Origin of the sequence: Polaribacter atrinae (assembly GCF_038023995.1) — a bacterium.
GTDB classification, from domain to species: Bacteria; Bacteroidota; Bacteroidia; order Flavobacteriales; family Flavobacteriaceae; genus Polaribacter; species Polaribacter atrinae.
Map to the genome: position 1 here is coordinate 1,838,122 of NZ_CP150660.1, position 23,389 is coordinate 1,861,510.

20 protein-coding genes and 1 tRNA gene are annotated in these 23,389 nt (G+C 30.8%); 10 read left to right on the forward strand and 11 right to left on the reverse strand.

All coding sequences use genetic code 11. The features are described 5' to 3' along the window. Positions 1-88: 88 nt before the first annotated feature. The 6 genes from WG945_RS08060 to hsdR all read right to left on the reverse strand — a co-directional run bounded on the left by WG945_RS08060 (position 89) and on the right by hsdR (position 7,807). A complete protein-coding gene (locus WG945_RS08060; RefSeq protein ID WP_068448956.1) occupies positions 89-463 on the reverse strand; it encodes a DUF6979 family protein in 375 nt (124 codons plus the stop codon). After that, positions 460-2,013, reverse strand: coding sequence for a reverse transcriptase/maturase family protein (locus tag WG945_RS08065; RefSeq protein ID WP_068448958.1), 1,554 nt, complete (start codon positions 2,011-2,013; stop codon positions 460-462). Before WG945_RS08065 ends, WG945_RS08060 begins: the two co-directional genes overlap by 4 nt. 357 nt (positions 2,014-2,370) lie before the next feature. After that, complete coding sequence (locus WG945_RS08070; RefSeq protein ID WP_068448960.1) at positions 2,371-2,634, reverse strand: hypothetical protein; 264 nt, start codon at positions 2,632-2,634, stop codon at positions 2,371-2,373. Between the two features lie 11 nt (positions 2,635-2,645). Continuing rightward, complete coding sequence (locus tag WG945_RS08075) at positions 2,646-3,860, reverse strand: restriction endonuclease subunit S (protein ID WP_068448962.1); 1,215 nt, start codon at positions 3,858-3,860, stop codon at positions 2,646-2,648. Beyond that, complete coding sequence (locus WG945_RS08080; protein WP_068448964.1) at positions 3,853-5,397, reverse strand: HsdM family class I SAM-dependent methyltransferase; 1,545 nt, start codon at positions 5,395-5,397, stop codon at positions 3,853-3,855. The genes WG945_RS08075 and WG945_RS08080 overlap by 8 nt, the downstream gene beginning before the upstream one ends. 103 nt (positions 5,398-5,500) lie before the next feature. Further along, entirely contained in the window at positions 5,501-7,807 is a 2,307-nt protein-coding gene (gene hsdR, locus WG945_RS08085) for an EcoAI/FtnUII family type I restriction enzme subunit R (protein ID WP_068448966.1), read from the reverse strand. Positions 7,808-8,286: 479 nt separating this feature from the next. Here hsdR and WG945_RS08090 point away from each other — a divergent pair, with 479 nt between their 5' ends. After that, complete coding sequence (locus WG945_RS08090) at positions 8,287-9,483, forward strand: IS256 family transposase (RefSeq protein WP_038527458.1); 1,197 nt, start codon at positions 8,287-8,289, stop codon at positions 9,481-9,483. 106 nt (positions 9,484-9,589) lie between these two features. On the opposite strand, the gene WG945_RS08095 is transcribed toward WG945_RS08090, so the two are convergent. The 3 genes from WG945_RS08095 to WG945_RS08105 all read right to left on the reverse strand — a co-directional run bounded on the left by WG945_RS08095 (position 9,590) and on the right by WG945_RS08105 (position 11,990). After that, on the reverse strand, positions 9,590-10,240 hold the full coding sequence (locus WG945_RS08095; RefSeq protein ID WP_068446854.1) for a hypothetical protein: 651 nt from the start codon (positions 10,238-10,240) through the stop codon (positions 9,590-9,592). Next, on the reverse strand, positions 10,241-11,866 hold the full coding sequence (locus WG945_RS08100; RefSeq protein WP_068446856.1) for a tyrosine-type recombinase/integrase: 1,626 nt from the start codon (positions 11,864-11,866) through the stop codon (positions 10,241-10,243). It lies immediately after the preceding gene. A 51-nt stretch (positions 11,867-11,917) separates the two neighbouring features. Then, positions 11,918-11,990 (reverse strand) — tRNA-Met (locus WG945_RS08105). 180 nt (positions 11,991-12,170) lie between these two features. Between WG945_RS08105 and era the strand changes: the two genes are divergently transcribed. After that, positions 12,171-13,055, forward strand: coding sequence for a GTPase Era (gene era / locus WG945_RS08110; RefSeq protein WP_068446858.1), 885 nt, complete (start codon positions 12,171-12,173; stop codon positions 13,053-13,055). Positions 13,056-13,147: 92 nt separating this feature from the next. Here the strand turns inward: era and WG945_RS08115 are convergent, their stop codons facing one another. Then, positions 13,148-13,657, reverse strand: coding sequence for a hypothetical protein (locus WG945_RS08115; protein WP_068446860.1), 510 nt, complete (start codon positions 13,655-13,657; stop codon positions 13,148-13,150). Between the two features lie 164 nt (positions 13,658-13,821). Between WG945_RS08115 and der the strand changes: the two genes are divergently transcribed. Both der and WG945_RS08125 read left to right on the forward strand, forming a co-directional pair. Continuing rightward, a complete protein-coding gene (gene der, locus WG945_RS08120; protein ID WP_068446863.1) occupies positions 13,822-15,132 on the forward strand; it encodes a ribosome biogenesis GTPase Der in 1,311 nt (436 codons plus the stop codon). Between the two features lie 70 nt (positions 15,133-15,202). Continuing rightward, positions 15,203-17,590 carry a hypothetical protein gene (locus WG945_RS08125; RefSeq protein ID WP_068446864.1) on the forward strand — a complete coding sequence of 796 codons (2,388 nt, stop codon included), beginning with the start codon at positions 15,203-15,205 and terminating at the stop codon, positions 17,588-17,590. Here the strand turns inward: WG945_RS08125 and WG945_RS08130 are convergent. After that, positions 17,587-18,789 carry a Pycsar system effector family protein gene (locus tag WG945_RS08130; protein WP_068446866.1) on the reverse strand — a complete coding sequence of 401 codons (1,203 nt, stop codon included), beginning with the start codon at positions 18,787-18,789 and terminating at the stop codon, positions 17,587-17,589. The genes WG945_RS08125 and WG945_RS08130 overlap by 4 nt on opposite strands. Positions 18,790-18,979: 190 nt before the next feature. Between WG945_RS08130 and msrB the strand changes: the two genes are divergently transcribed. From msrB to WG945_RS08160, 6 genes are all read left to right on the forward strand, one after another. Further along, positions 18,980-19,426, forward strand: coding sequence for a peptide-methionine (R)-S-oxide reductase MsrB (gene msrB / locus WG945_RS08135; protein WP_068446869.1), 447 nt, complete (start codon positions 18,980-18,982; stop codon positions 19,424-19,426). Between the two features lie 108 nt (positions 19,427-19,534). Beyond that, complete coding sequence (msrA, locus tag WG945_RS08140) at positions 19,535-20,071, forward strand: peptide-methionine (S)-S-oxide reductase MsrA (protein ID WP_068446871.1); 537 nt, start codon at positions 19,535-19,537, stop codon at positions 20,069-20,071. 1 nt (position 20,072) lies between these two features. Beyond that, positions 20,073-20,309: a glutaredoxin family protein gene (locus tag WG945_RS08145; protein ID WP_068446873.1), complete on the forward strand. Its 237-nt coding sequence runs from the start codon at positions 20,073-20,075 to the stop codon at positions 20,307-20,309. Then, positions 20,309-21,865 (forward strand): protein adenylyltransferase SelO, encoded by a 1,557-nt coding sequence (locus WG945_RS08150; RefSeq protein WP_068446875.1) that lies wholly within the window; start codon positions 20,309-20,311, stop codon positions 21,863-21,865. Before WG945_RS08145 ends, WG945_RS08150 begins: the two co-directional genes overlap by 1 nt. A 66-nt stretch (positions 21,866-21,931) precedes the next feature. After that, the gene (locus WG945_RS08155) at positions 21,932-22,876 is read left to right on the forward strand and encodes an aldo/keto reductase (protein ID WP_068446877.1); all 945 of its coding nucleotides are present in this window, start codon (positions 21,932-21,934) and stop codon (positions 22,874-22,876) included. After that, positions 22,867-23,385, forward strand: a complete 519-nt coding sequence (locus tag WG945_RS08160) for a peptide-methionine (S)-S-oxide reductase (protein ID WP_068446880.1) — start codon at positions 22,867-22,869, stop codon at positions 23,383-23,385. Before WG945_RS08155 ends, WG945_RS08160 begins: the two co-directional genes overlap by 10 nt. Positions 23,386-23,389: the final 4 nt, after the last annotated feature.

Genomic DNA, 23,389 nt, shown 5'->3' on the forward strand with positions numbered 1-23,389 from the left:
CAATAATTTAAAAACTCAACTTGTTATAATTCTGTTTTCTGATAAATTATATATTTTATTCACTAATATTATTTGGATAACATATCATTTATTTTATTATTAATTCATTCTCCCAAAGTGCTAAAACAACATCCATTTGAGAGTTAGATCTTTTATCTCCTAAATTAAGTTCTGTCCAAAGTTCTTTTGGAGTATAGGTTTTATTATCTGCCCATTTTAATATTTCAATAGCTTGCAAAGCATATTCTTTATTCTTAACAGATCGTGTATATTCTCCTTTTGGAACTCCTTTAACTAAACCTGCTTCGCACAAACCTAGAAAAGTACCTTTTGGGCATCCTTTTTCTTGTGAACTTTTTGTCTCAAAAATCTCTTTTGCAGCTCTAGCGTAAATTTCTGTAATAGAATAAGAGCTTTTATAATTTTGTACAGCCTTTAAAGCTGTTTGACCATATTTATTCATGATATATTAACTTTGTTACTATTATTAACTTTGTTGTCATGAAATTTCATTAATTTATAAAATTGACTCCAAAATTTTCTACTTTGTTTTTTTATAACGTCTTTTTCTCCATTTAGTAACTTCATGGAGTCATTTGCCTTATTAATGTAGCTTAAATAATTACCCCAATAATATTTTTTAGTTTTAATATAAACTGTTTTATCTTCTTTTGAAGGATGATAAATTAGTTTTCGTTTTGCTCCTCTATGTGTAAAACGCTTATATAACCTCGATTTAAAGATACTTTTATCTGGGTTTTTACTATTTATAGATAAAGAAGAAGATTTTTTAAACGACCTTTTCATTGATCTATAAAATTTAGAAAAACCAGAATTTTTAATAAGGACTCTTTGCCCATCGTATGAAAAACCTAAATATTCAAGGCACTTATTATAATTATGTTTTTTTGATTTTTCATCTATTTCAAACCCTTTAAAAACACCATCTATTTCTTCGAACCGATAAACAGCAGTCTTTGAAGGGTGAATTTCTAATTTTGCTAAATTTTTAACTTTGTCACGAATAAACTTTATTATTTCGTCTTCATATTTTTGTTCACAAATTATAATTAGATCATCACTATATCTTTGGCAGTAACCTCCAATAGCATCTATCTTATCATAAACTTCTTGATCAAAATCTAGCATATAAATATTGGCTAATGTTGCACTAATAGGACTTCCTTGTGGAATACCTATTTTATTATTAGCAGAAATAACTAAATTTAAATTATTGGATAAAAACTCTTCTTTTGTACAATATGCAATAGCTTTTTTTTCTTTAAAATAGCTGTTAGATTTAATCTCAATTCTTTTAACCTCTTTATCATTAGAAGAGTTTGGGACACCTCTTTCTACCAACATTGTTCCGTTATAGCTATTATATAATTGATCACCTTCAACGTAATGTAAATTAGTTAAGGCTTTAAAAACATTATAATGATCATCTGGTAGAGAACTTTTATTTAATACTTTACACCATTGCTTTTTTAAAATCTTATGATCTAAATTATCAAAAAAGGCAGTAACGTCTGCTACGATTGCTGTAAGTTTTTTGTTCTTATTTCTTTTGATAAATTCAAATGTACTTTTTGCAAAATCAATATTACATTTATTTTTTTCTGAACCAATTTCGATAGGTATTTTACGATAAGCTACAATAGATTCATTAAAGTTTTTAGTTTCTATTAATTTTCGATACTGTTCACTAATTAAATAATTATAATACGAAAAGACCACGGAATCTATATGAGAAGCATAATATATATGCCTTACTTTAGGTTTATCTATAAATCGTTTACGCTCACCTGTTTTTTTATTTCGAATAAGATTGACTGTATCAGCTCTATACTTTCTTGAAACTATAGTTTTATGGATTAAAGGTAAAAAACTATGTTCCTTAATAGATTTTTTGCTTTCTACGTACTCTTTTACCCATTTGTAATCCTTTATAGTTAAAGGTTCACCTATGTGAGGGTATCGTTTTAATTTAAACCAATCTTCAGTTTCCATAATTTTAAAATAGGGCCAGATACTATTAGTAGCAGGTTTAGAATGTACATGCCTTTCGAAGCTTTCACTCTAAAGAGCTATTGCAACGCTACTCTTTTCAGGTATAGAAATTGTTATCTTTGTAATAACCTTCTTAAACATTATTAAAATGCCTAATAGATTAATTCGCAAATGCAACTTCAAGAAGTCAACAGTTCTTACACTGTTGTCAACCATATCCTCAATTATCACTTTACTGGGTGATTATTTGGATAATGGTATCTTCCTTCCAATCTAACGTATATCTTAGAAAGTAAAACTGAGTAAAACGTAACATTCCGACCTTCTGGCCCATTTTATTATTTTAATTATTCTTCTTTATTTTAATACCTCAAAAGGCCAAGTATAATGGCTATGTATAAATGGTTTACCTCCGTCTTTATTTGTGATGATAGCTTTAATTTTAAACTTTGTTCCAACATCAAATTTAGTTGACAGATCTTTAGAACATCTAACATGCATATCCTCTGTAAAAGGTTCTTGACCTGCAATTGGTTTTATATGTATTTCGCCATGTAAACCTGACGTATTTTTGGGCTTATAACTCTCTACTATTATATAGCTATACTCTTCCTTTTTCATTTTTACTAGTTTTACAACTCCCCCTTAAAAGCCTGATCTAACAAACTGCTCTTTAAGGCTTTTAAATGATTTAGTTTTTCGGTTTGGGTTTCTTCTAGTGCTATTAATCTTTCTTCTGCATGTTTAAATTTTTCAACAACTTTTTGCTGTTTTTTTAACGATGGAAGTGCCAATTTAATTTGTTTCAATCTGGTTAAGGCTAGCTTTGGCTGAGCAACTTGTTTCGTTGAATCTTCAACAAATCTTTTAAACTTATCACTTTTAGTATAATAATAAACAAATGCGTTATCAATTGTGGATTTATCTTTATAAACTAAACGCGCTGCATTTTCGGTTAAATTAGCACCATTTAATTGTTTTGGAATTATTCCAGTCTTGCCAATTGTACCTGCTATACTGATATACAAATCATCATTTGTTATGATATATCGTGATATCTGTTCGTGAATTTCTTTTGATATAAATTTTAACTTATCAATTTCAATAGTTCCGTTTTCAGAGAAATCTGTAACTCTTATATATGGATAATCTGTTTTAAACTCTAATAATTTTTGTCCTTTTGGCAAACGCTTTCCTCCTTTGACATCTGCTATTTCAGAAATACTAACAACTTTACTTGTTTCTTCTAACCTCCCAAACTCCTCATCCAAAACACTCCCCATCAAAGCCTGCGTATGCAAAATATTAGCCTCTAACAAACTAATAGCTTTATCTATTTTGGCAAACAAACCATCTAACTTAGCAACGATGCGTTGTTGTTCTGGTAATGGTGGAAGTGGAATTTTAAACTTTTTTAGACTTGCTGCAGAAAGGTTTGGTTGAGCTGTTCCATTATCATATTTTTTAATCAATTCAGAACATAAATGACTTTCTAAAAACAATTTTAAAAATCCTAAATTTACTTTATCACTTGGTCTTATAATAACTAATGATGATGCTATTCCTCCATCAATATCATCTTCAATTTCTGCAAACTTCCCTAAGGACCCCCTTAAACAAAAAAGAATATCACCCTTTCTAACCTTACCACTTCCTAATAAATCAAATCTTTCTTTTGAAATATAATTTAATGAACTTTTATTTATTTTATTGTCGGATATATTGCCAGCACTAAAAAAAGGTATTCCTATATCTATATAAGCACTTCGTGAAGGATAATTTTTCCCTCTATCTCCATTTTCGAAATCACAGATTTCAGAAAATGCTATTTCTATGAATTTACCCATCAATCAACTGTTCTATTTGGTTCATTAATGTATTTATTTCTCTATCGTTTTGCTTAATGGATTTTAGCAAATCTTTTGGTGTTTGGTGTATTACCTCAACTACTTTGTGTGGGTTTTTGGCACTAAGGTCATAGTCTTTTATATCTGTAACGTTAACAGTCCAATCGTTGCATAGAGATTCGTTTTCAGAAGAGACAGATTGCTTCGTTCCTCGCAATGACGGTTTTAATTTGGCATTGGTGTGGTTGCGCTCTTTTGGATTGTGAAATAAATGTACAAACTCTTTTATATGCTCGTAAGCAATAGGTTTGTTTTTGGTAAGCTTGTAAGGTGGTGTTACATCGTAATACCAAATGTTATTGGTTGCGCCTTTTCTATCAAAATATATAATATTGGTTTTTACACCACTATAGGGTAAAAACACACCTGCAGGCAAACTTACAATGGTATGCACATTATAGTTTTCTAACAAGGTTTGTTTTACTTTGGTAAACGCATTATTAGTTTGAAACAATACGCCTTCTGGCACTACAATAGCGGCTCTACCTTCTAGTTTTAGCATTTTCATAAAATGCTGCATAAACAGTATTTCTGTAGCGTTACTTTCTACAGGGAAGTTTTGTTGTATTTGTTTTTTCTCTTTTCCGCCAAAAGGTGGATTTGCTAAAATTACATTGTGTCTGTCTTTTTCTTGATAATCACGTATGTTTTGGGTAAGTGTATTGCCTTTGTACACATTTGGACTTTCTATACCGTGGAGAATCATATTCATCATCCCCATTACATACCCCAAACTGGTTTTTTCCATCCCAAAAAAGGTGTCGTTTTGTATGGTTTCCCAATCTTTAGCAGACAGTTTTTCTTTTTTATCACCATCCGTTAAAAAATCAAATGCTTCCACTAAAAAACCACCAGAACCAACTGCACCATCGTAAATTGTATCGCCTACTTTTATATCGGTGGTTTCTACCATTGCTTTAATAATGGCTCTTGGTGTGTAAAATTCACCAGAGTTACCACCATCGCTTCCCATACTTTTTAGTAGGTTTTCGTAGACTTGAGATAGCTCAAACAACTCATCACTGCTCTGAAAATCTAAAGCATCGATAATGTCTAAAACTTCACGCAACGTATGTCCGCTTGCAATACGATTATCTAGATATTCAAAAATAGCACCTATTTTATAGGTTAGCGTTTTTGGATCGTTAGTGGTGCTTTTAAAAGCTTTCAAATACGGAAACAACGTATTGTTTACAAAGTCTATTAAATCGTCTCCTGTTAAAGCACGTTTTACATCTAGTTTGCCATCGTCATCTTTAGGGCACGCCCATTGATGCCAGCGTAAATCTTTACGTAATACATAATTATAATCTGTACCTTCTAAAAAGGCTTCATCTGCTTTATTATCTTCGTAATCGTTTAAAAATTTAAGAAACAGAACCCAAGAAATTTGCTCTGTGTAGTGCATAGCACCAGAAATACCATCGTCTCTTCTTAAAATATCTGTAATTCTGTCTATGTTGTTTTGTATGCTCATTTATGTATTTTGTTGTCATTGCGAGGAACGAAGCAATCTGTTAATTGTTTTCGTTTCCTCTTATGAGCTTGCTTCGTGCCTCGCAATGACGTTTAATTTTTTATTATCCTGCTTTATAAATGTTCTCTTGTAATTTATAATACGCTCCTAAAAGTGTTTTCATATCACCAAAAGCAGTTTTAGCATCTTTAGGTGTGCCTAATTTTAGCTTTACTAAATCGCCTAGTTTGTCACGTTGTAATTCTTCAATTCCATATTCTTCGTAATGTTTTAAGATAAATTCTAAAAAATCACGAGCTTCGAGGTTTTTATAGACTTCAAAAAATTCAGGTTCGTCTTTTACAAACTTAACTCGTTGTTTACGCGTCATTAAATTAGAGTCAAATGAAATATGAGAAAGCACATCAAAAATATCGCATTCTGGTGTGGCAATCATGTTTCTTAGATCGTTTAATTGTTCGTTATCAAAACCTAAATCGCCTAATTTTATCAATAAATCTGCTCTTGTATCTGGGTTAGACCAAATTTCACGTAGATGTTTTTCATCTTTATAAACAGTTGGCAATTCACCTACTAATTTTTCTAAAAATTCTCGTTCTGTTAATGGCTTTCCATTTTCGTCTATATAACGAGTGTCTATGTCTGTTACTTTTAATTGACGACCATTACTTAAAGAAATGATTAGTTTTTCTTTACGTTCATAAGGTTCTCCTGGTTCGTTTACTTTTGGTTTACGTGGTGGTTTTGGTGTTGGCTCTCCACCTTCGCCTCCAGCAAGTTCTTCGGGTTCTCCATCCCATTCTGCATCATAAAATAAATTGGTTGCACCTACAAAATCGATAATTGTAAAAAAATCTTTACCATCAAACACACGAGTACCACGACCAATAATTTGCTTAAACTCGACCATAGAACCAATGGGAGCTGTAAGCACAATATTACGTACATTTCTAGCATCTACACCTGTAGTTAACATTTTAGAAGACGTTAATATTACAGGAATGTCTTTGTCATTATCCTGAAAAGCTTCGAGAAGTTCTCTACCATGTTTCCCTTCATCACTAGTAACACGCACACAGTAATTAATATCCGTAACGGTTTTATGTTTGTTTATATAATCTCTTAAATCTAATGCATGATCTTGATTGGCGCAAAACACAATGGTTTTATCCATTTTACCAATTTGTTGTAAAATGGTTTGTGCCACCAACTCAATTCGCTGTTTTACAGTTATACTATTGTTGAAGTCTTTAAGTTCGTAACGATCTTTTACAACTTCACCTTGAATAATTTTACTATCGTTGGTGTGAATGTATTCGTCTATATTAGTAGTAATTCGTTTTACTTTATATGGAGTTAGAAAACCATCTTGAATACCTTCTTTTAAAGAATATTCATAAATAGGTTTACCAAAATATTTATAAGTATCTATGTTATCGTCTCGTTTTGGTGTTGCTGTTAATCCTAAATGAATGGCTGGTTTAAAGTGATCTAGAATAGCTCGCCAAGAACCTTCTTCGTTGGCACTTCCTCGGTGACATTCATCTATCACAATTAAATCGAAAAAATCACTTGGGTATTCTTTATAAAAACCACCAATATTTTCTCGTTCTGCAATGGCTTGATAAATAGCAAAAAAGATATAGGCATTGGTTGGCACTACGCCATTTCGTTTTCTTACTTCTTCCCCATCAATTTTAATCACATCTTTTTCATAAGGATTAAAAGTATTGATGGCTTGGTCTGCCAAAACATTTCTATCTGCAAGAAACAAAACTCTTGGTCGTCTGTCGTTTCCGTCTAAATTCCATTTTGCCTGTAATAACTTATGTACTATTTGAAATGAAATAAAGGTTTTCCCTGTTCCTGTTGCTAAGGTTAACAAAATACGATCTTGCCCATCTGCAATACTTTCCATCACCTTGCTCACTGCAATCTCTTGGTAGTAACGTGGTCCAAAATTTCCAGTAAGTAAAAATGGAATATTATGTAGTTTCTCTTTTAAAGCATTTTTAGTTCCAAAAAGCCTATTATATAGTTCTTGAGGTGTTGGAAAATTATCAATATAACTCCCTTTGCCTGTACTTCTATCAAATTCATAGATTTGAGCACCGTTAGTTGCATAAACAAAGTTTATTTTTAATTTTTCGGCATACTCTAAAGCTTGCTGCAATCCTTTTGTAGGATGATCGGCTAGTTTTTTAGCTTCAACAATAGCTAAATTGGTATTGTTGAATTTTAAAAGATAATCAAGAAATAACCGTTTTCCTCTTTTATTACCTAGCAGTTTTCTACCATCTGTAAAGTAGTATTCTCTAACAATATGTATAGACTCCCAATGGCTATCAATCAATTTAGGATCAATAAAATTAGCCCTAGTATCAGATTCTGATAAGTTTTTATTATTCATTTTCAATAGATTCACTCATTGCAGCATCAATAAGACTTATTACTATAAGACATATATATGCAAAGAATTAAGTTTAGCATTTTTTTCGCAATTTTATACTAAAAAGATAAAAACTAAAGATATGTATTCTACTTAAATACCGCAATAAGAAACAAGCAAAATGACAAGAGAAAAACGTATCTCTTTTTGAAATTTAAAAATAGTTAAATGATTTAGGAAAATAGTACGGTTTCCCATAATTGAAATAAATCACTTACTCTAAATTCTTTTTAAAACACACCAAAAGTAAAGTCGAAATATGGAAAGTACCCAAATGATTTGGTGGTAAATTTTTAATTTTATCATAACGTTATAAATTAGAATCGATTATGCATTAATTATACGTAGGCAGTATCTCATAAACTGTGTAAGTTTTAAAATCTCAGGTTAAATATTAATCTGAGATTTTTTTATTCATTAATTTTAACTTTTACACACTTATGAAACCAGAAGATTTATTAAACGAAGACTTTTTAAAACAATTCAAGAATGCACCAGAGCTAACATCCTTTTTAGAACAGTTGCACAAACGTGGTATTGAGAAGTTACTAGAAGGGGAACTAGATGCCCATTTAGACTACGATAAGCACAAAAAAAGTAAAGCAGCCAACCTTCGAAATGGTTACACTAAAAAGAAATTAAAATCCGTTTTAGGAGAAACAGAGATTCAAGTTCCTCGAGACCGTGATAGTTCTTTTAATCCTTTAATTGTAAAGAAAAGAGAAAGTACAACAGAAGGCATCGAAAATATTATTATATCGCTTTATGCCAAAGGCATGAGTAACAGTGATATTGAAGAACAAATACGTGAGCTGTACGATTTTAATATTTCTACATCCACTATTTCAAGGATTACAGATAAGATTACAGAAGATGTTATTGCTTGGCGGAACAGGCCTTTGGAGGCCACTTACCTAATTGTTTGGATGGATGGCATCGTATTTAAAGTTAGGGAAAACTCTAAAGTCATAAACAAGACTATTTATATTGCAGTAGGCCTGAGAACAGATGGCAAAAAGGAAGTCCTAGGATTATGGTTAGGTAAAAATGAATCTTCAGCCTTTTGGATGAGTGTTTTAACCGATATTAAAGCTCGAGGAACTCAAGATATACTTATCACAGCTACCGATAATTTAAATGGATTTACGGATACTATTAAAACTATTTTTCCGAAATCAACGACTCAAATTTGTGTTGTGCATCAAATAAGAAATTCGTGTCGTTACGTGGTCTGGAAGGACAAAAAGGAATTTACTCGTGACATGAAGCAAATCTATACTGCTCCTACAAAAGAAGCTGCCAAAGCTGCTTTAAATGACTTCAAAACTAAATGGGATTCTAAATATTCTTACGCCATTAAAAGTTGGGAAAATAATTGGGATGAGCTTACAGTATTCTTTGATTTTCCTATTGAAATAAGAACCATAATCTACACCACAAATCTTATAGAAAACCTAAATGGAAAGATACGGAAATACACAAAAAACAAACTCTCGTTTCCAACCGATGAAGCAGTTATGAAATCCGTGTTTTTAGCTTTGAGAGAAAGCACTAAAAAATGGACCATGCCAATCAGAAATTGGGGAGTGATACTAAATCAATTTTTAGCTATATTTGAAAACAGGATTAAGTTATAAATAACCTAACCCTGAAATTTTGAACTTACACACTTTTTAGGATAGTGTCTATACGTACAATTAACGCATAATTGAGTCTATTCTATTTTTTAGAAGATGATTCCACCTACAAATCAACACCAAAAACTTTTTCCAATAAATAATTACGAGATTCCTCATCTGTAATTAAATATTTCTTTTTTGTAGATTCTTTTTCAATAGTATTGATTTCTTTTTTGATCGTCGAGAAATTATCAACAACAAAAGAACGGATATTCACTTCAATTTTTACCTCACCATTTTCATCTGGAAAAGTTTCTAAAAGGTCTTTTTGATGCTGGCCATATAAATCTGCCTGCATTTTAAAATAGGTAATGTATTTTTTATAAAATTCATTCGTTCCGTTTTCTACATCTTCAACCATCTCATCACACCAACACTTCATTCCAAGTAAATGGTTTCGATAGTTATTGTATAAAAAATTAAACTGAGCTTCCTTTAATGTTGCATAACAATCTACTAGATCAAAAAGATTCGCCCTTAACTCACCTCCTTTTTTCAACATCTCCATGGCATCATCTTGCACATCTACATAACTAACTTCCTCTATAGCTTTGGCAACAATTAACCGATCAAACAACCAATCAATATTTTTCTTTTGCTCATCATCAATTTCGTCTTCCACTAAACTCTTAGAAACGTAAAACAAAAGAGGGTAAGAAGCCCTATCTCTTAACTCGTTATAAATTTCGTGCTGTTTTGGTTGTTTTTCTGACATTTATTCAAATAATTTGGAGTAATCTTCTGGTAATTCCGCATCAATATCTCGTAAATACTTTTCTAACGAAACCATAGAAGTATGACCTGTAATTAACATCAAACTACTTTTCGCTTCAAAAGGAGTTGCTTTTTCTCTTAATTTTCGATACAATTTAGAAATAAACGTATGTCTAAAACTATAAACCCCATGATCTTCTGTTAAACCAAATTGTTCTTTTACAACACTTGTAAAGCGTTTAGAAAAATGATCTCTTCTATTAATTTCTTTCGCATCCCAAAAAGCACCAATTGCTTTGGGGGTAAATAAATAAGACTCTTTATCTAATTTTGATAAATCTGGCAATACTTCCCATAAAATATCAGGAATTATTTTTGTCTTTTTAGCACTCGTTTTTGCTTTATATTGAATTCTTCTTTCCTCAATATTGATATCCTTTATTTTTATTCTACAAACTTCTATAGGTCTAATAAAACAATAAGAAACAAACTTTATAAATAACAATAAATGAGGATCTTCTTTTTCTAAATATTTAAATATCTTTTTTTGCTCTTCTAAAGAATATGTTTTATGTCTTTTAGGTTTTGATGTTAAAATTGGTATGGATTGAATATAGTTTTCATCTACCAATTCATTGTCTTTTAATACCTGAAACAAACTTCCTAATTCTGTTCTATAATTATTTCTACTTCTTGCACTTGTTCTTAAAAGAATGGTATTTAAATATTCTATGATATCTTTTCTAGCAATACTTTTTATATTCTTTTTATCAGGGTAACTTGCCTCCATCCACGCAATAAACTTATTGCTCTTTCTTCTATAGTCACTAATCGTTCTTTCACTTACTTCCTTTTCTTTTAATTCTAATGCAAGATCAAAAGTTTTTGTAATAGAAATTCCATCATCTTCAACTTTTGCAATTGTTTTATTATCATCAGCAATCTTTTTATTTTGGATTGCAGCACGCTCTCCACCTTCTTTATTCTCAGCTATAGCTACATTTTCAACTAAATCTTCGTTATTTAAACCTGAAGCAATACTTTTCTCTTGCTTAGCAATACTTTTTGTTATTGGAGACAAATCAGCTTTTTGTTTTTCTGTCGATAGAACTTTTTCTCCATTAGCAATACTTTCTGTTACACTAACTTCATTTTCTCCTCCAAGAACAATTGTTTGTTCCTCTATAGCTTCTTTTATTGCTGACTTTATAGCATCATTTAAATAACTTGGAATTCCCTCTTCTTTTACAACTTGTTCTTTAACTTTTTTCTTCGGAGTTTCTTTTAGAAAAGGATCCTTCAATTTTTGATGTAAAAGAGTATTATCTACAAACGGATTAAATCCTTTCTTCAATAAAAAAAGTAAATTTTTTCTGTAAGAGGTTAAAATAGTTAACCGAGCTTCTTTGGTTTTGTAGTTGTTCGCCTTTCCATAAATATTACCCATACGTTTCATTTTTCCTGTTTCTGGATCTTTAAATGAAAAATACACATACCACCGTTTAGAGAGATCTCCATTTGCAGTATAAATTTTGGGTGCGGAAAACAGTGGTAAAACTTTCGAATCGTGTTCCAAATCGTGTTCAATTTTGGAAGTAAAGGTAATGAATTCGTAAATTGATTGCATAAAAAAACAGTTTAGCGAACTAAACTGTTGTTTTATACTGATTTAAAGTTGTAGCGGGAACTGGACTCGAACCAGTGACCTTCGGGTTATGAGCCCGACGAGCTACCTACTGCTCTATCCCGCGTTGTAATTCCGAAAATAACTTCTTAGCTTTTAACTTTCGATTCATAATTTCGATTCGTTATTTCCGACTGCAAATATACAACATAACTAAACAACTGACCAAACTTTTTTCGATTTTTTTTTAATTATTTTTTAATGCCCTAAATTCTAAACAAATATAAAAAGGAATTATCTTTGCACTATGACGCATAAAGCAGGTTTTGTAAATATTATAGGAAATCCTAACGTAGGTAAATCAACATTAATGAATGCATTAGTAGGTGAGAAATTGTCTATTATAACAGCTAAAGCACAGACTACGAGGCATAGAATCTTAGGAATTGTGAACGAAGACGACTATCAAATTGTGTTTTCTGATACTCCAGGGATTTTAAAACCTGCCTACGAGCTGCAATCTTCTATGATGGATTTTGTAAAATCTGCCTTCGAAGATGCAGATGTACTTATATATATGGTAGAAGTTGGTGAGAAGGAATTAAAAAATGAAGCTTTCTTTAAAAAAATCATCCATAGTGAGATTCCTGTTATTCTACTTTTAAATAAAATTGACAAGTCTTCTCAGGAAGAAGTTGAAGAAAAAATTGAATATTGGAAAAACAAAGTTCCCAATGCAGAAGTGTTTGTAATTTCTGCGTTAGAAAAATTTAATGTTCCTGCAGTTTTCGAAAAAATAAAAGAGTTATTACCAGAAGGTCCTGCTTTTTATCCGAAGGATCAATTAACAGACAAACCAGAACGCTTTTTTGTAAATGAAAAAATTAGAGAAAAAATTCTAATGCATTACAAAAAAGAAATTCCGTATTCTGTAGAAGTAGAAACAGAAGAATTTATAGAAGAAGAAAATATTGTGAGAATTCGTTCTATTATCATGGTAGAAAGAGAAACGCAAAAAGGTATTATTATTGGACATAAAGGATCTGCACTAAAACGTGTTGGTGCCGAAGCTAGAAAAGATTTAGAAAAGTTTTTTGAGAAAAAAGTTTTTATAGAGTTATATGTAAAGGTGAATAAAAACTGGCGTAGTGATAAAACGCAATTAAAGCGTTTTGGTTATAATCAAGGGTAATAAAAAACTTCTTTATATAATTTAAAAATTTCTATTTAAATCATCATTCCCGTTATTGCACTTAATTGTAGTAACGGGAATTTTAATTTACTCTATTTATCAATAATAGTAATTAAAAAATCATGTAATTCTTTCATTTGTTTTTTACCAGTCTCTTTACCTATACTTCCTAAAAAATACAGTAACAACCATATTAAAGGCAGCGCAACCAATATAGCGATAGGAAACACCAAGCTTTCCCCTAAACGATATTGAACATACGTAAAGACTCCAACTCCTAAAAATAATGTTGCTACAACAAAATGGACAAACATAAAAAGTGTCCAAACTTGTGGTTTTGGTCCAAATAATCCTTTTAAGGTTGATGTATTTTCTGCTGCGTCTACAACCTCGAAATGTAATTGAGGAGACCAAAAATGACTTTTTTTGACAGGAATATCAATAAAGATATGTTTATCTGCTACCCTACTCCTATATATACAAGCATCACTTTTTAGATATGTTGTAATTCTTTGAAGCAATTCATCCGAATTCTCTTTTAAATCAATAGAAAATCTAGGTCGTAAAAAAAAATCACTATTTCTTTCTTCTTGAACACTCATTAGTTTGATATTATTTTTTAAAAGTAATTAAAAATTACATTCTAATAACCACTCAACCAAAAAACACAAAAACTACCTTATATTTTTATACTATTTTAAAGACTTTTTTTTTAATATCAATCTTACAACCTTAAATTGTATCTTTGCAAAAATTTTCAATAGAGATGAACAGTATTGTTGCCATTGTAGGAAGACCAAATGTAGGAAAGTCAACGCTTTTTAATAGATTGGTACAAAGAAGAGAAGCCATTGTAGATTCTGTAAGCGGAGTTACAAGAGATAGACATTATGGAAAATCTGACTGGAATGGTAAAGAATTTTCAGTAATTGACACTGGTGGATACATTACCGGTTCTGACGATATTTTTGAAGGTGAAATTAGAAAACAAGTAAATCTTGCCATTGATGAAGCAGATTTAATTGTTTTTGTAGTAAACGTAGAAGACGGAATTACACCTATGGATGCGGAAGTTGCTAAACTTTTACGCAAGGTTAAAAAACCAATTTTTACGGTAGTAAACAAAGTTGATAACGCAATGCGTGAGCCTGATGCTATAGAGTTTTACAACCTAGGCTTAGGAGAATACTTTACAATTGCTTCTATTAACGGAAGTGGTACTGGAGAATTATTAGATGCGCTAGCAGAAAAAATGCCAGAACCAGAAGAAGTAAATTTAGAAGAAGAAGCATTGCCTAGATTTGCTGTTGTTGGAAGACCAAACGCAGGAAAATCATCATTTATAAACTCATTAATTGGGCAAGACAGAAATATTGTAACAGATATTGCTGGTACAACTAGAGATTCTATCGATACCAAGTACAATCGTTTTGGTTTCGATTTTAATTTAGTAGATACTGCTGGGATTCGTAAAAAATCTCGTGTAAAAGAAGATTTAGAATTTTATTCTGTAATGCGTGCAGTACGTACCATAGAATATTCAGACGTTATAGTTTTAGTTGTTGATGCAACTCGTGGTTTCGAAGGTCAAGATCAAAATATATTTTGGTTGGCAGAAAAGAACAGAAAAGGAGTTGTTATCTTAATCAACAAATGGGATTTAGTGGAGAAAGAAACCAATACCATGCGAGATTATGAAGCTATGGTTAGAAAACAAATTGAACCTTTTACAGATGTGCCAATTGTATTTATCTCTGCATTAACAAAACAACGTTTATTTAAAGCAATAGAAACAGCAGTAGAAGTTTTTCAAAAAAGAAAAACTAAAATACAAACAAGTAAGTTTAACGAAACAATGTTAGATATTATTAAAACCTCTCCACCACCAGCAATAAAAGGGAAGTTTGTAAAAATTAAATACTGTATGCAATTGCCTACGCAAACACCGCAATTTGTGTTTTTCTGTAATTTACCACAGTACGTTAGAGATTCTTACAGACGTTTTCTAGAAAACAAATTAAGAGATATCTACGATTTTTCTGGTGTACCAATCACTATTTATTTTAGACAGAAATAATACTATCTTGTAACTTTTGTTACTTTTATACGTCTAAGAGCATAGTATATTGTAATTCTATTTATAAGACATGAAAATTATTGAATCGAAATTAGTTGCTGAAACGGACTTACCATTACAACTAAACGTATCTTTTAACAAGATTTTTGACTTGTTTAAAAAGTATACGGATATAGAATATGCAAAACATCCGTACCATAGTTCTGCAAAAAAGATGGTGCAGTTAATTAATAAGCACCCAGAATTGAACAATGGTTTCTCTGATTATAGTTTATTAGAAAAATATAAAGAACAGATAGACTTATTATTAAACCCTTTATTTCCAGAACCTTTACTATTAAATGAAATAAAAGCAGCGAGCATACCTTTCTCTTTTACTTCTTTTAAATTTTCAAATCGTTTTGAAAATATATTAAAAAATGCAGGTGATAATTTCGAATTAAATGTTCGTAATTTCGAAGATGACAGTATGTACATTATGGCATGTACATTTATTTTAAGTTATGTTTATGGTTTTAACGTTGATGTAAAAAGACCTTTCTATTTTGATATTCCAGATGGTACAACTGGAACCATGAAATATTACAGAACCACTTTTAATGCTGATTTTTCTGATATTACAGCTACAAAAGACGCACCTATATTAACAGAAAAAGATTTTAAAGAATTACTTAATAACTTTGATAACATAGCCTTGTGGAAAGAAAAATTCCCTCCGAATAGCTATATTTTTAAAGGATTTGGACTTATTAGTTTGTTTGATGTTACTTCAGAAGAAATGTTGTCATCCATTAAAGCAAATCTATTAGAAGGCGGGAAAGATTTAATACCAAAGCTTCAGAGTAATTTAAGAGATTTTTACAGTATTAAAGATTTAAAATTAGGGTATTCTATTTTTGATAATATCAATACCAAAATTTGCGAAACACAGGTAAATAAATCCAATAGTTTAATTTTAAACCATGGAACAGAAATAAATTGTGATTCAACATATTTTTGCAATTCTATAATGCAAAAAGTTTTTAAAGATCATGAAACTTTTATTATTTCTGACGTTGCAGAATATGGATTAAAAACAAACAATAATCTTTTTTCTCAGAACCTTCAAAAAAACAATATTCAGAGTATTATACTAATTCCTATTAAGGCGACAGACAATGGAGATTTGGCTTTATTAGAAATTGCTTCACCAAGAGCGTATGATTTAAACTCTGTAAATATCAACAAGTTAAAAGATATTATTCCTGTTTTTGAAGTAGCAGTAAAAAGAACTTCAGAAGAGCATCAAAATATACTAGAAGCTACTATTCAAGAAAATTACACATCTATACACAGTTCTGTAAAGTGGCGTTTTTATGAGGCAGCAGAAAAATACCATGCAGCTCGTCAAAATAATAGTAACGCAAAATTAGACGAAATTGTATTTAATGAAGTCTATCCATTGTTTGGGCAAAGTGATATAAAAGGATCTTCAACCGCTAGAAACGAAGCTATTCAAGAAGATTTAACAACACAATTAACCCTAGCAATCACCGTATTAAAAGATGCTTGTAAAACAGAAAGACTCCCTATTTACAATGAGTTAATGTTTAGAGTTTCCTCTTACTTAATTGATGTAAAAAAAGGTTTAAATGCAGGTGATGAAATTAATATTTTAGACTTTTTAGGTAGAGAGATCTACCCTGTCTTTAATCATATCAATAATATTAGCACAGAACTTTCTAAAAAAGTAAGTGTGTATATGAACCGTTTAGATAAAGATTTAAATGTTGTTTACGAAAAAAGGAAAGAGTACGAGAATAGTGTAACCCTGTTAAATGATAAATTAGCACAATTCTTAGACAACAAACAGAAGCAAGCACAAGAAATGTTTCCTCATTATTTTGAGCGTTACAAAACAGATGGCGTAGAGTACAATATGTATATCGGACAAACGATTACAAAAAACAGAAAATTTGATAGCTTGTATTTATACAACCTACGTTTATGGCAGTTACAAACCACTTATGAAATGGAAAATCTTGCATTTTATGAGCGTAAAAACATGCAACATGATTTACAAGTTGCTTCTTTAATTCTAGTACATAGCAATGCAATGGCTATTAAATTTAGAATGGATGAAAAACAATTTGATGTAGACGGGGCTTACAACATTAGATACGAAATTATAAAAAAGAGAATTGACAAAGCAAATATAAAAGGAACAAATGAACGTTTAACAGTTCCTGGTAAAATTGCCATTGTATATTCTCAAGACAAAGATGCTATAGAGTACATTAAATATATTAACTATTTACAATCTAAAAATCAATTAGGAAAAATTGAATTCTTAGAATTAGAAGATCTACAAGGTGCCTCTGGATTAAAAGCATTGCGTGTAGAAGTTAAATATCAAGAAAATTTTGATGTGAATAAAACAATAACTTTTAATGATTTAATTAAAGAAATTGAAGCTTAAACAGCTATTTCTAAACTATAAAAAGAAATTGCAAACGCCAATACACTTACAATAATACCAATCATAAAAACGGTATACGTAATTCTTAATATTTTATATTTTCTATTTAAAACCAAGCCTAAGAAATACAGATCTTTGGTTAAAGAGCCATATAAATAATCTCTGTCTTGCATCATCTCCTGAATTCCCCATTCAAAATCTGGTAATTTCATTTGATGAAAATTCCCGAAAAATAATAAATTTACTTTTTTATTAGCAACATCTACCTTTGTAAATTTTCCTTCGGTAACATTTGGTCTTGTTGCTAAAATGGATAATATGATAGAAGCAACTGTAAAAACAACAAATATTACAGTAGGTATTATTAAGAAACTATTAGAAGGTTTGTCTAATTTTGGTATTAAATTAGACATTGCTAAAGAAACAATAATAGCATTTACAGAAAGTAAAATATTGGCTTTTGTATCTGCAATATTACTTAATGTCATGTGATTTTTTAAAGCAACCCTAAACATGGTTTCTACGCCTCTTTCTGGAACTTCACTTTTATTTTGTTTAATTTCTAGAGCTTCTTTTTTCTGCTTAAACTTTGCTAAATTTTCTTTTATTTTATGTTGATTCTTCAATAATTTAGAGATATTCTTATCTTTTCCTTTGCTCCAATTTTTTAAAGCATAAGCAGTATAATACTTATGACCTTTAGTTAAAAAATCTATATTAATCGCAATCCATTCTGTATCAGAAAACTTCTTATTCTCTGTACTTTCCCATTCTTTTCTCAATAATTCTAACTTATTTTCAAAGTTTTTACTTCCTAAATGTGCACAATCTGCATCCATTATAATCTGTTCTAAATCATCGTCAGATTCATACCCCATTTTAGTAGCTAAAATCAATTTAGAGATTACTGCGATCCTTTTTTCGTCTATATCCTTATCTTTTAAAAAATCTTTAAGAATTTTCACACTTTCTTCTTCATGATTCTTTGCATCTTTTATAAAACCCGTATCATGAAACAAGGCAGCAAGCTGTAAATTTTCTTTAGAAATCTTATCGATCTTTAAGTCTTCTGCAAGTTCCGCTGCATACGCAACAACATCTTGTGTATGTGTTATATTATGGTACACATAAGCAGTATCTAACTCCTCATTTAATAAATTAAAAACATGCTTTTCTGCCTCAATAATTAATGTGCTCATTGTAAAATTATTTTATAAATAAATAAGAAGAAACTATTATTCCGTTAACTACTTTATCAATATTGGTCGTAAATTTATCGTTTGCTTTCAACAGCTTACAAATTAACAATTATTTGTAAGGAAACAAGTGTTTTTACGTCTAAAAAACTCGATAGCATAATCATACTAATTTAATAAAAAGGAAACAAATATGCTTACTTGGAAAGAAATTATAAACTTTAGTGTAAAAGGAAATCCAATTCCAGACAGAAGAGTAGAAAAATCTGAAAAAGAATGGAGAGATCAATTAACTGCAGAACAATTTAGAATCACAAGACACAAGGGTACAGAAAGACCAAATTCTGGTGCTTTGTGTAGTATCTATGATGAAGGGCAATACAATTGTGTTTGTTGTAATACGCCATTATTTGACTCTACTATAAAGTTCGATTCTAGTTCTGGTTGGCCAAGCTTTACGCAACCTATTAAAGAAAACGCCATTAAATATCATAAAGATGTTTCTTTTGGTATGGTAAGAGTAGAAGTAATGTGCAATACTTGCGATGGTCATTTAGGACACGTTTTTCCTGACGGACCAGAACCAAGTGGTTTGCGTTATTGTATTAATTCTGAATCTATGATTTTAGAAACAAAATAAGATTCTTTAACCGCAAAGACTCAAAGATTTTTCGCAGAGTGCGCAAAGATTTTTTATGCTTTGAAATGGGTTAAAACCCACTGTTTCGAAATGATAAAGAAAATAAAAATGAATAAAAATTTACAAATCGCCACTTTAGGAGGTGGATGTTTTTGGTGTACAGAAGCTGTATTTCAAGAAGTAAGAGGTGTAGAAAAAGTTATTTCTGGTTATGCTGGCGGAAACGTACCTGGTGAACCAACCTACAGAGAAATTTGTTCTGGTTTAACGGGTCATGCAGAAGTGATTCAAATCACGTTTGATACAAGTGTAATTTCTTATGAAGATATTTTAGTCATTTTTATGACCACGCACGATCCTACAACTTTAAACCAGCAAGGAGCAGACAGAGGAACTCAATATCGTTCTGTAGTTTTTTATCACGATAATAATCAGCAACAGATTGCAATAGAAGTTTTGAAGCAAATTCAGGGTTATTATGATGATAAAATAGTAACTGAATTAAGTGCATTGCCTATTTTTTATAAAGCGACGCAAGAACATCAAGATTTTTACAAAAATAATAACGGACAAGGATACTGTACTTTTGTGATAGAGCCTAAATTATCGAAATTGAGACAATTGCATGCAGATAAATTAAAATAAGATGATTAAATTATTTGGCACAGAAAGATGTCATAAAACTCAATATTATAAAACATTTTTAGAAACGCGTAATTTAGATTACGCGTTTTTAGATATAGAAAAGTCTGTAGAAAATGCAGAGGAATTACGTAACTTGTATAAAAATAGAAAACTAAATTTTCCTACAATTACAATAAACACTAAAAAGTTAAGAAATCCTTCGGATAAAGACCTTCTTAAATGGATTGATACATTATGATGAACCTAAACATAAAAGACACTTTTACAGCAGAAAACCCTTCGGATGTTAATTTAGAAAACACAAGAAGACAAGTAGAAAATGCTGCTTTTTCTTATGCAGATCCAAAGAAAACAGCAAAACCAGAAGTGCTACATGTTTCACCAGAAATGGCTACTGAATTAGGTATTTCTGAGGAAGACACACAATCAGAATTCTTTAAAAATATTGTAACCGGAAACGAAATTTACCCAAATACAAAACCGTATGCCATGTGTTATGCAGGACATCAATTTGGAAATTGGGCAGGACAATTAGGCGACGGAAGAGCTATTAATTTGTTTGAAGTTGAACACCATACTAAAAACTGGAAAGTACAATTAAAAGGAGCTGGCGAAACTCCGTATTCTAGAACTGCAGATGGTTTGGCTGTTTTACGGTCGTCCGTTAGAGAATATTTATGTGCAGAAGCCATGTTTCATTTGGGCGTGCCAACCACAAGATCTTTGTCTTTAAGTTTGTCTGGTGATAATGTTTTAAGAGATGTTTTATACGATGGAAATCCGGCTTACGAAAAAGGTGCTATTGTTTCTAGAATTTCTCCTTCATTTCTACGTTTTGGTAGTTTCGAAATTTTTGCAGCTAGAAAAGACCTAAAAAACTTAAAAGGTTTGATGGATTATACCATTAAACATCATTTTGCACATTTAGGAAAACCATCCAAAGAAAATTACATCAACTTTTTTAAGGAAGTTTCAGAACGTACTTTAAAAATGATTATTCATTGGCAACGTGTTGGTTTTGTACACGGAGTAATGAATACAGATAACATGTCTATTCTTGGTTTAACCATAGATTTTGGGCCTTATGGTTGGTTAGAAGGGTTCGATTTTGGTTGGACACCGAATACAACCGACATTCAGCATAAACGCTATAGATACGGAAATCAACCAAATATTGGTTTGTGGAATTTGTATCAACTAGCCAATGCGTTGTATCCAATTATTGAAGAAGTAGACCCTTTAAATGCTATTTTAGAACAATATAAAATCGATTTTGAAATACAATCTTTACAGATGATGAAATCTAAATTAGGTTTATCTACTTCGGATGAAGACGATCTAAAATTGATTCAGAATTTAGAGGATACTTTACAATTAGTAGAAACAGATATGACGATCTTCTTTAGAAATTTAAGCAATTTTACAGGTGATAAATCGGGTTTAAAGTTGATAAAAGAAGCTTTTTACGACTTTGAAAACATTTCTGATGAAGTAATACATAATTGGGATTTGTGGTTCAAAAAATACGATGAAAGACTTCAAATAGAACGAATTTCATCCGAAGAAAGAAAAGAAAAAATGGATTTGGTTAATCCTAAATATGTGCTTAGAAACTATATGTCTCAAATGGCAATTGATGAAGCAGATAACGGAAATTACGCTTTAATTGATGAATTATTTCAACTCTTAAAAAATCCATATGCAGAACAAACAGAAAACGAAAAATGGTTTGCAAAAAGACCAGAATGGGCAAGAAATAAAGTAGGTTGCTCTATGTTGTCTTGTAGTTCATAAAACTATTTACAAATTAAGACCTCACAGGTTTTAAAAACCTGTGAGGTCTCTTAAAATAATACAAAAATGAAATTAGGATTAGGAACCGCAGCTTTAGGAAGACCTCAATACATTAATGTTAGAACAGAAGAATGTGATAATTCTGACTTAACGGAATTTAGAAACCAGAGTTTTGCTGTTTTAGAAGAAGCTTATCATTTAGGAATTCGTTATTTTGATACGGCTCCAGGTTACGGTTTAGCAGAAGAATTATTGTTAGAATGGGTACAAACCAAAGATGACAATTCTATTGAAGTTGCTACAAAATGGGGGTATACGTACACCGCAAATTTTGATGCAAACGCAACGGTTCACGAGGTAAAAGAGCATAGTTTGTCTAAATTAAATGAGCAGTGGAATTTCTCTAAACAACTCCTCCCCTATTTAAAAGTGTATCAAATTCATTCTGCAACTTTAGAAACTGGTGTTTTAGAGAATACCGAAGTTTTAGAACAATTGGCTTTCTTAAAAAAGGAATACAATCTAAAAATAGGATTAACCACAACAGGAACTAACCAAGTTGAAGTCATTAAAAAAGCTTTAAATGTTTTGGTTGATGGAGCGCCAGTTTTTGATTTATTTCAAGTAACCTATAATTTTTTAGATCAAAGTTTAATAGAAGTTTCAGCGGAATTAGTTCGTCAAAATAAATCGATTGTAATTAAAGAGGCTTTGGCAAATGGAAGAGTTTTTAAGAATGAAAACTACCCAAATTATACAAAAATGTACGCCACTTTAGAAAGTTTATCAAAAAAACACAACGTTGGTGTGGATGCTATTTCATTAAAATATTGCGCACAAACAATTCCGGAAAGCAACGTTTTAAGTGGTGCAAGTTCTACTAAACAGTTAAAACAGAATTTAGAAATGAATTCTTTTACCTTATCTGCTGATGATATAGAAACTTTAAATTCTTTAAAAGTTTCTCCAGATGCATACTGGACAGAAAGAAAACAATTACAATGGAATTAACCAAAATTGCTTTTGGTGGTAGTTGTCATTGGTGTACAGAAGCCGTTTTTCAAACTCTAATTGGAGTAGAAAAAGTGGAACAAGGTTGGGTTGCATCAACAGAAACAAATAATAGTTTTTCTGAGGCTGTTATTGTTCATTTTAATATCGAAAAGATCGATTTAAAAACGCTTATTGAAATCCATTTATTAACGCATAAAAGCACGAGCAACCATTCTATGAGAACAAAATATCGGTCTGCGATCTATTATTTTTCTCATCAACAAAAACAAGAAAGTTTAAAAATTATTGAAGAATTACAAGGAAGTTTCAGTGATAGCATTATTACTAAAACATTAGAATTTAAAAACTTTAAACCTTCTACCGAGGAATTTCAAAATTATTATCAATCGAATCCAAATAAGCCATTTTGTAAAAATTACATCAACCCAAAGTTGAACCTTTTAGTAAACCAATTCTCTAAAAACATAGACAAATGTAAAGTTCCTCACCTTATTTCGACTATTTAAAAAA

Bases quoted from the DNA above. Each gene is read 5' to 3' on its own strand.
- WG945_RS08060 (WP_068448956.1), bottom strand. From the start codon at position 463: ATGAATAAATATGGTCAAACAGCTTTAAAGGCTGTACAAAATTATAAA.
- WG945_RS08065 (WP_068448958.1), bottom strand. From the start codon at position 2,013: ATGGAAACTGAAGATTGGTTTAAATTAAAACGATACCCTCACATAGGT.
- WG945_RS08070 (WP_068448960.1), bottom strand. From the start codon at position 2,634: ATGAAAAAGGAAGAGTATAGCTATATAATAGTAGAGAGTTATAAGCCC.
- WG945_RS08075 (WP_068448962.1), bottom strand. From the start codon at position 3,860: ATGGGTAAATTCATAGAAATAGCATTTTCTGAAATCTGTGATTTCGAA.
- WG945_RS08080 (WP_068448964.1), bottom strand. From the start codon at position 5,397: ATGAGCATACAAAACAACATAGACAGAATTACAGATATTTTAAGAAGA.
- hsdR (WP_068448966.1), bottom strand. From the start codon at position 7,807: ATGAATAATAAAAACTTATCAGAATCTGATACTAGGGCTAATTTTATT.
- WG945_RS08090 (WP_038527458.1), top strand. From the start codon at position 8,287: ATGAAACCAGAAGATTTATTAAACGAAGACTTTTTAAAACAATTCAAG.
- WG945_RS08095 (WP_068446854.1), bottom strand. From the start codon at position 10,240: ATGTCAGAAAAACAACCAAAACAGCACGAAATTTATAACGAGTTAAGA.
- WG945_RS08100 (WP_068446856.1), bottom strand. From the start codon at position 11,866: ATGCAATCAATTTACGAATTCATTACCTTTACTTCCAAAATTGAACAC.
- era (WP_068446858.1), top strand. From the start codon at position 12,171: ATGACGCATAAAGCAGGTTTTGTAAATATTATAGGAAATCCTAACGTA.
- WG945_RS08115 (WP_068446860.1), bottom strand. From the start codon at position 13,657: ATGAGTGTTCAAGAAGAAAGAAATAGTGATTTTTTTTTACGACCTAGA.
- der (WP_068446863.1), top strand. From the start codon at position 13,822: ATGAACAGTATTGTTGCCATTGTAGGAAGACCAAATGTAGGAAAGTCA.
- WG945_RS08125 (WP_068446864.1), top strand. From the start codon at position 15,203: ATGAAAATTATTGAATCGAAATTAGTTGCTGAAACGGACTTACCATTA.
- WG945_RS08130 (WP_068446866.1), bottom strand. From the start codon at position 18,789: ATGAGCACATTAATTATTGAGGCAGAAAAGCATGTTTTTAATTTATTA.
- msrB (WP_068446869.1), top strand. From the start codon at position 18,980: ATGCTTACTTGGAAAGAAATTATAAACTTTAGTGTAAAAGGAAATCCA.
- msrA (WP_068446871.1), top strand. From the start codon at position 19,535: ATGAATAAAAATTTACAAATCGCCACTTTAGGAGGTGGATGTTTTTGG.
- WG945_RS08145 (WP_068446873.1), top strand. From the start codon at position 20,073: ATGATTAAATTATTTGGCACAGAAAGATGTCATAAAACTCAATATTAT.
- WG945_RS08150 (WP_068446875.1), top strand. From the start codon at position 20,309: ATGAACCTAAACATAAAAGACACTTTTACAGCAGAAAACCCTTCGGAT.
- WG945_RS08155 (WP_068446877.1), top strand. From the start codon at position 21,932: ATGAAATTAGGATTAGGAACCGCAGCTTTAGGAAGACCTCAATACATT.
- WG945_RS08160 (WP_068446880.1), top strand. From the start codon at position 22,867: ATGGAATTAACCAAAATTGCTTTTGGTGGTAGTTGTCATTGGTGTACA.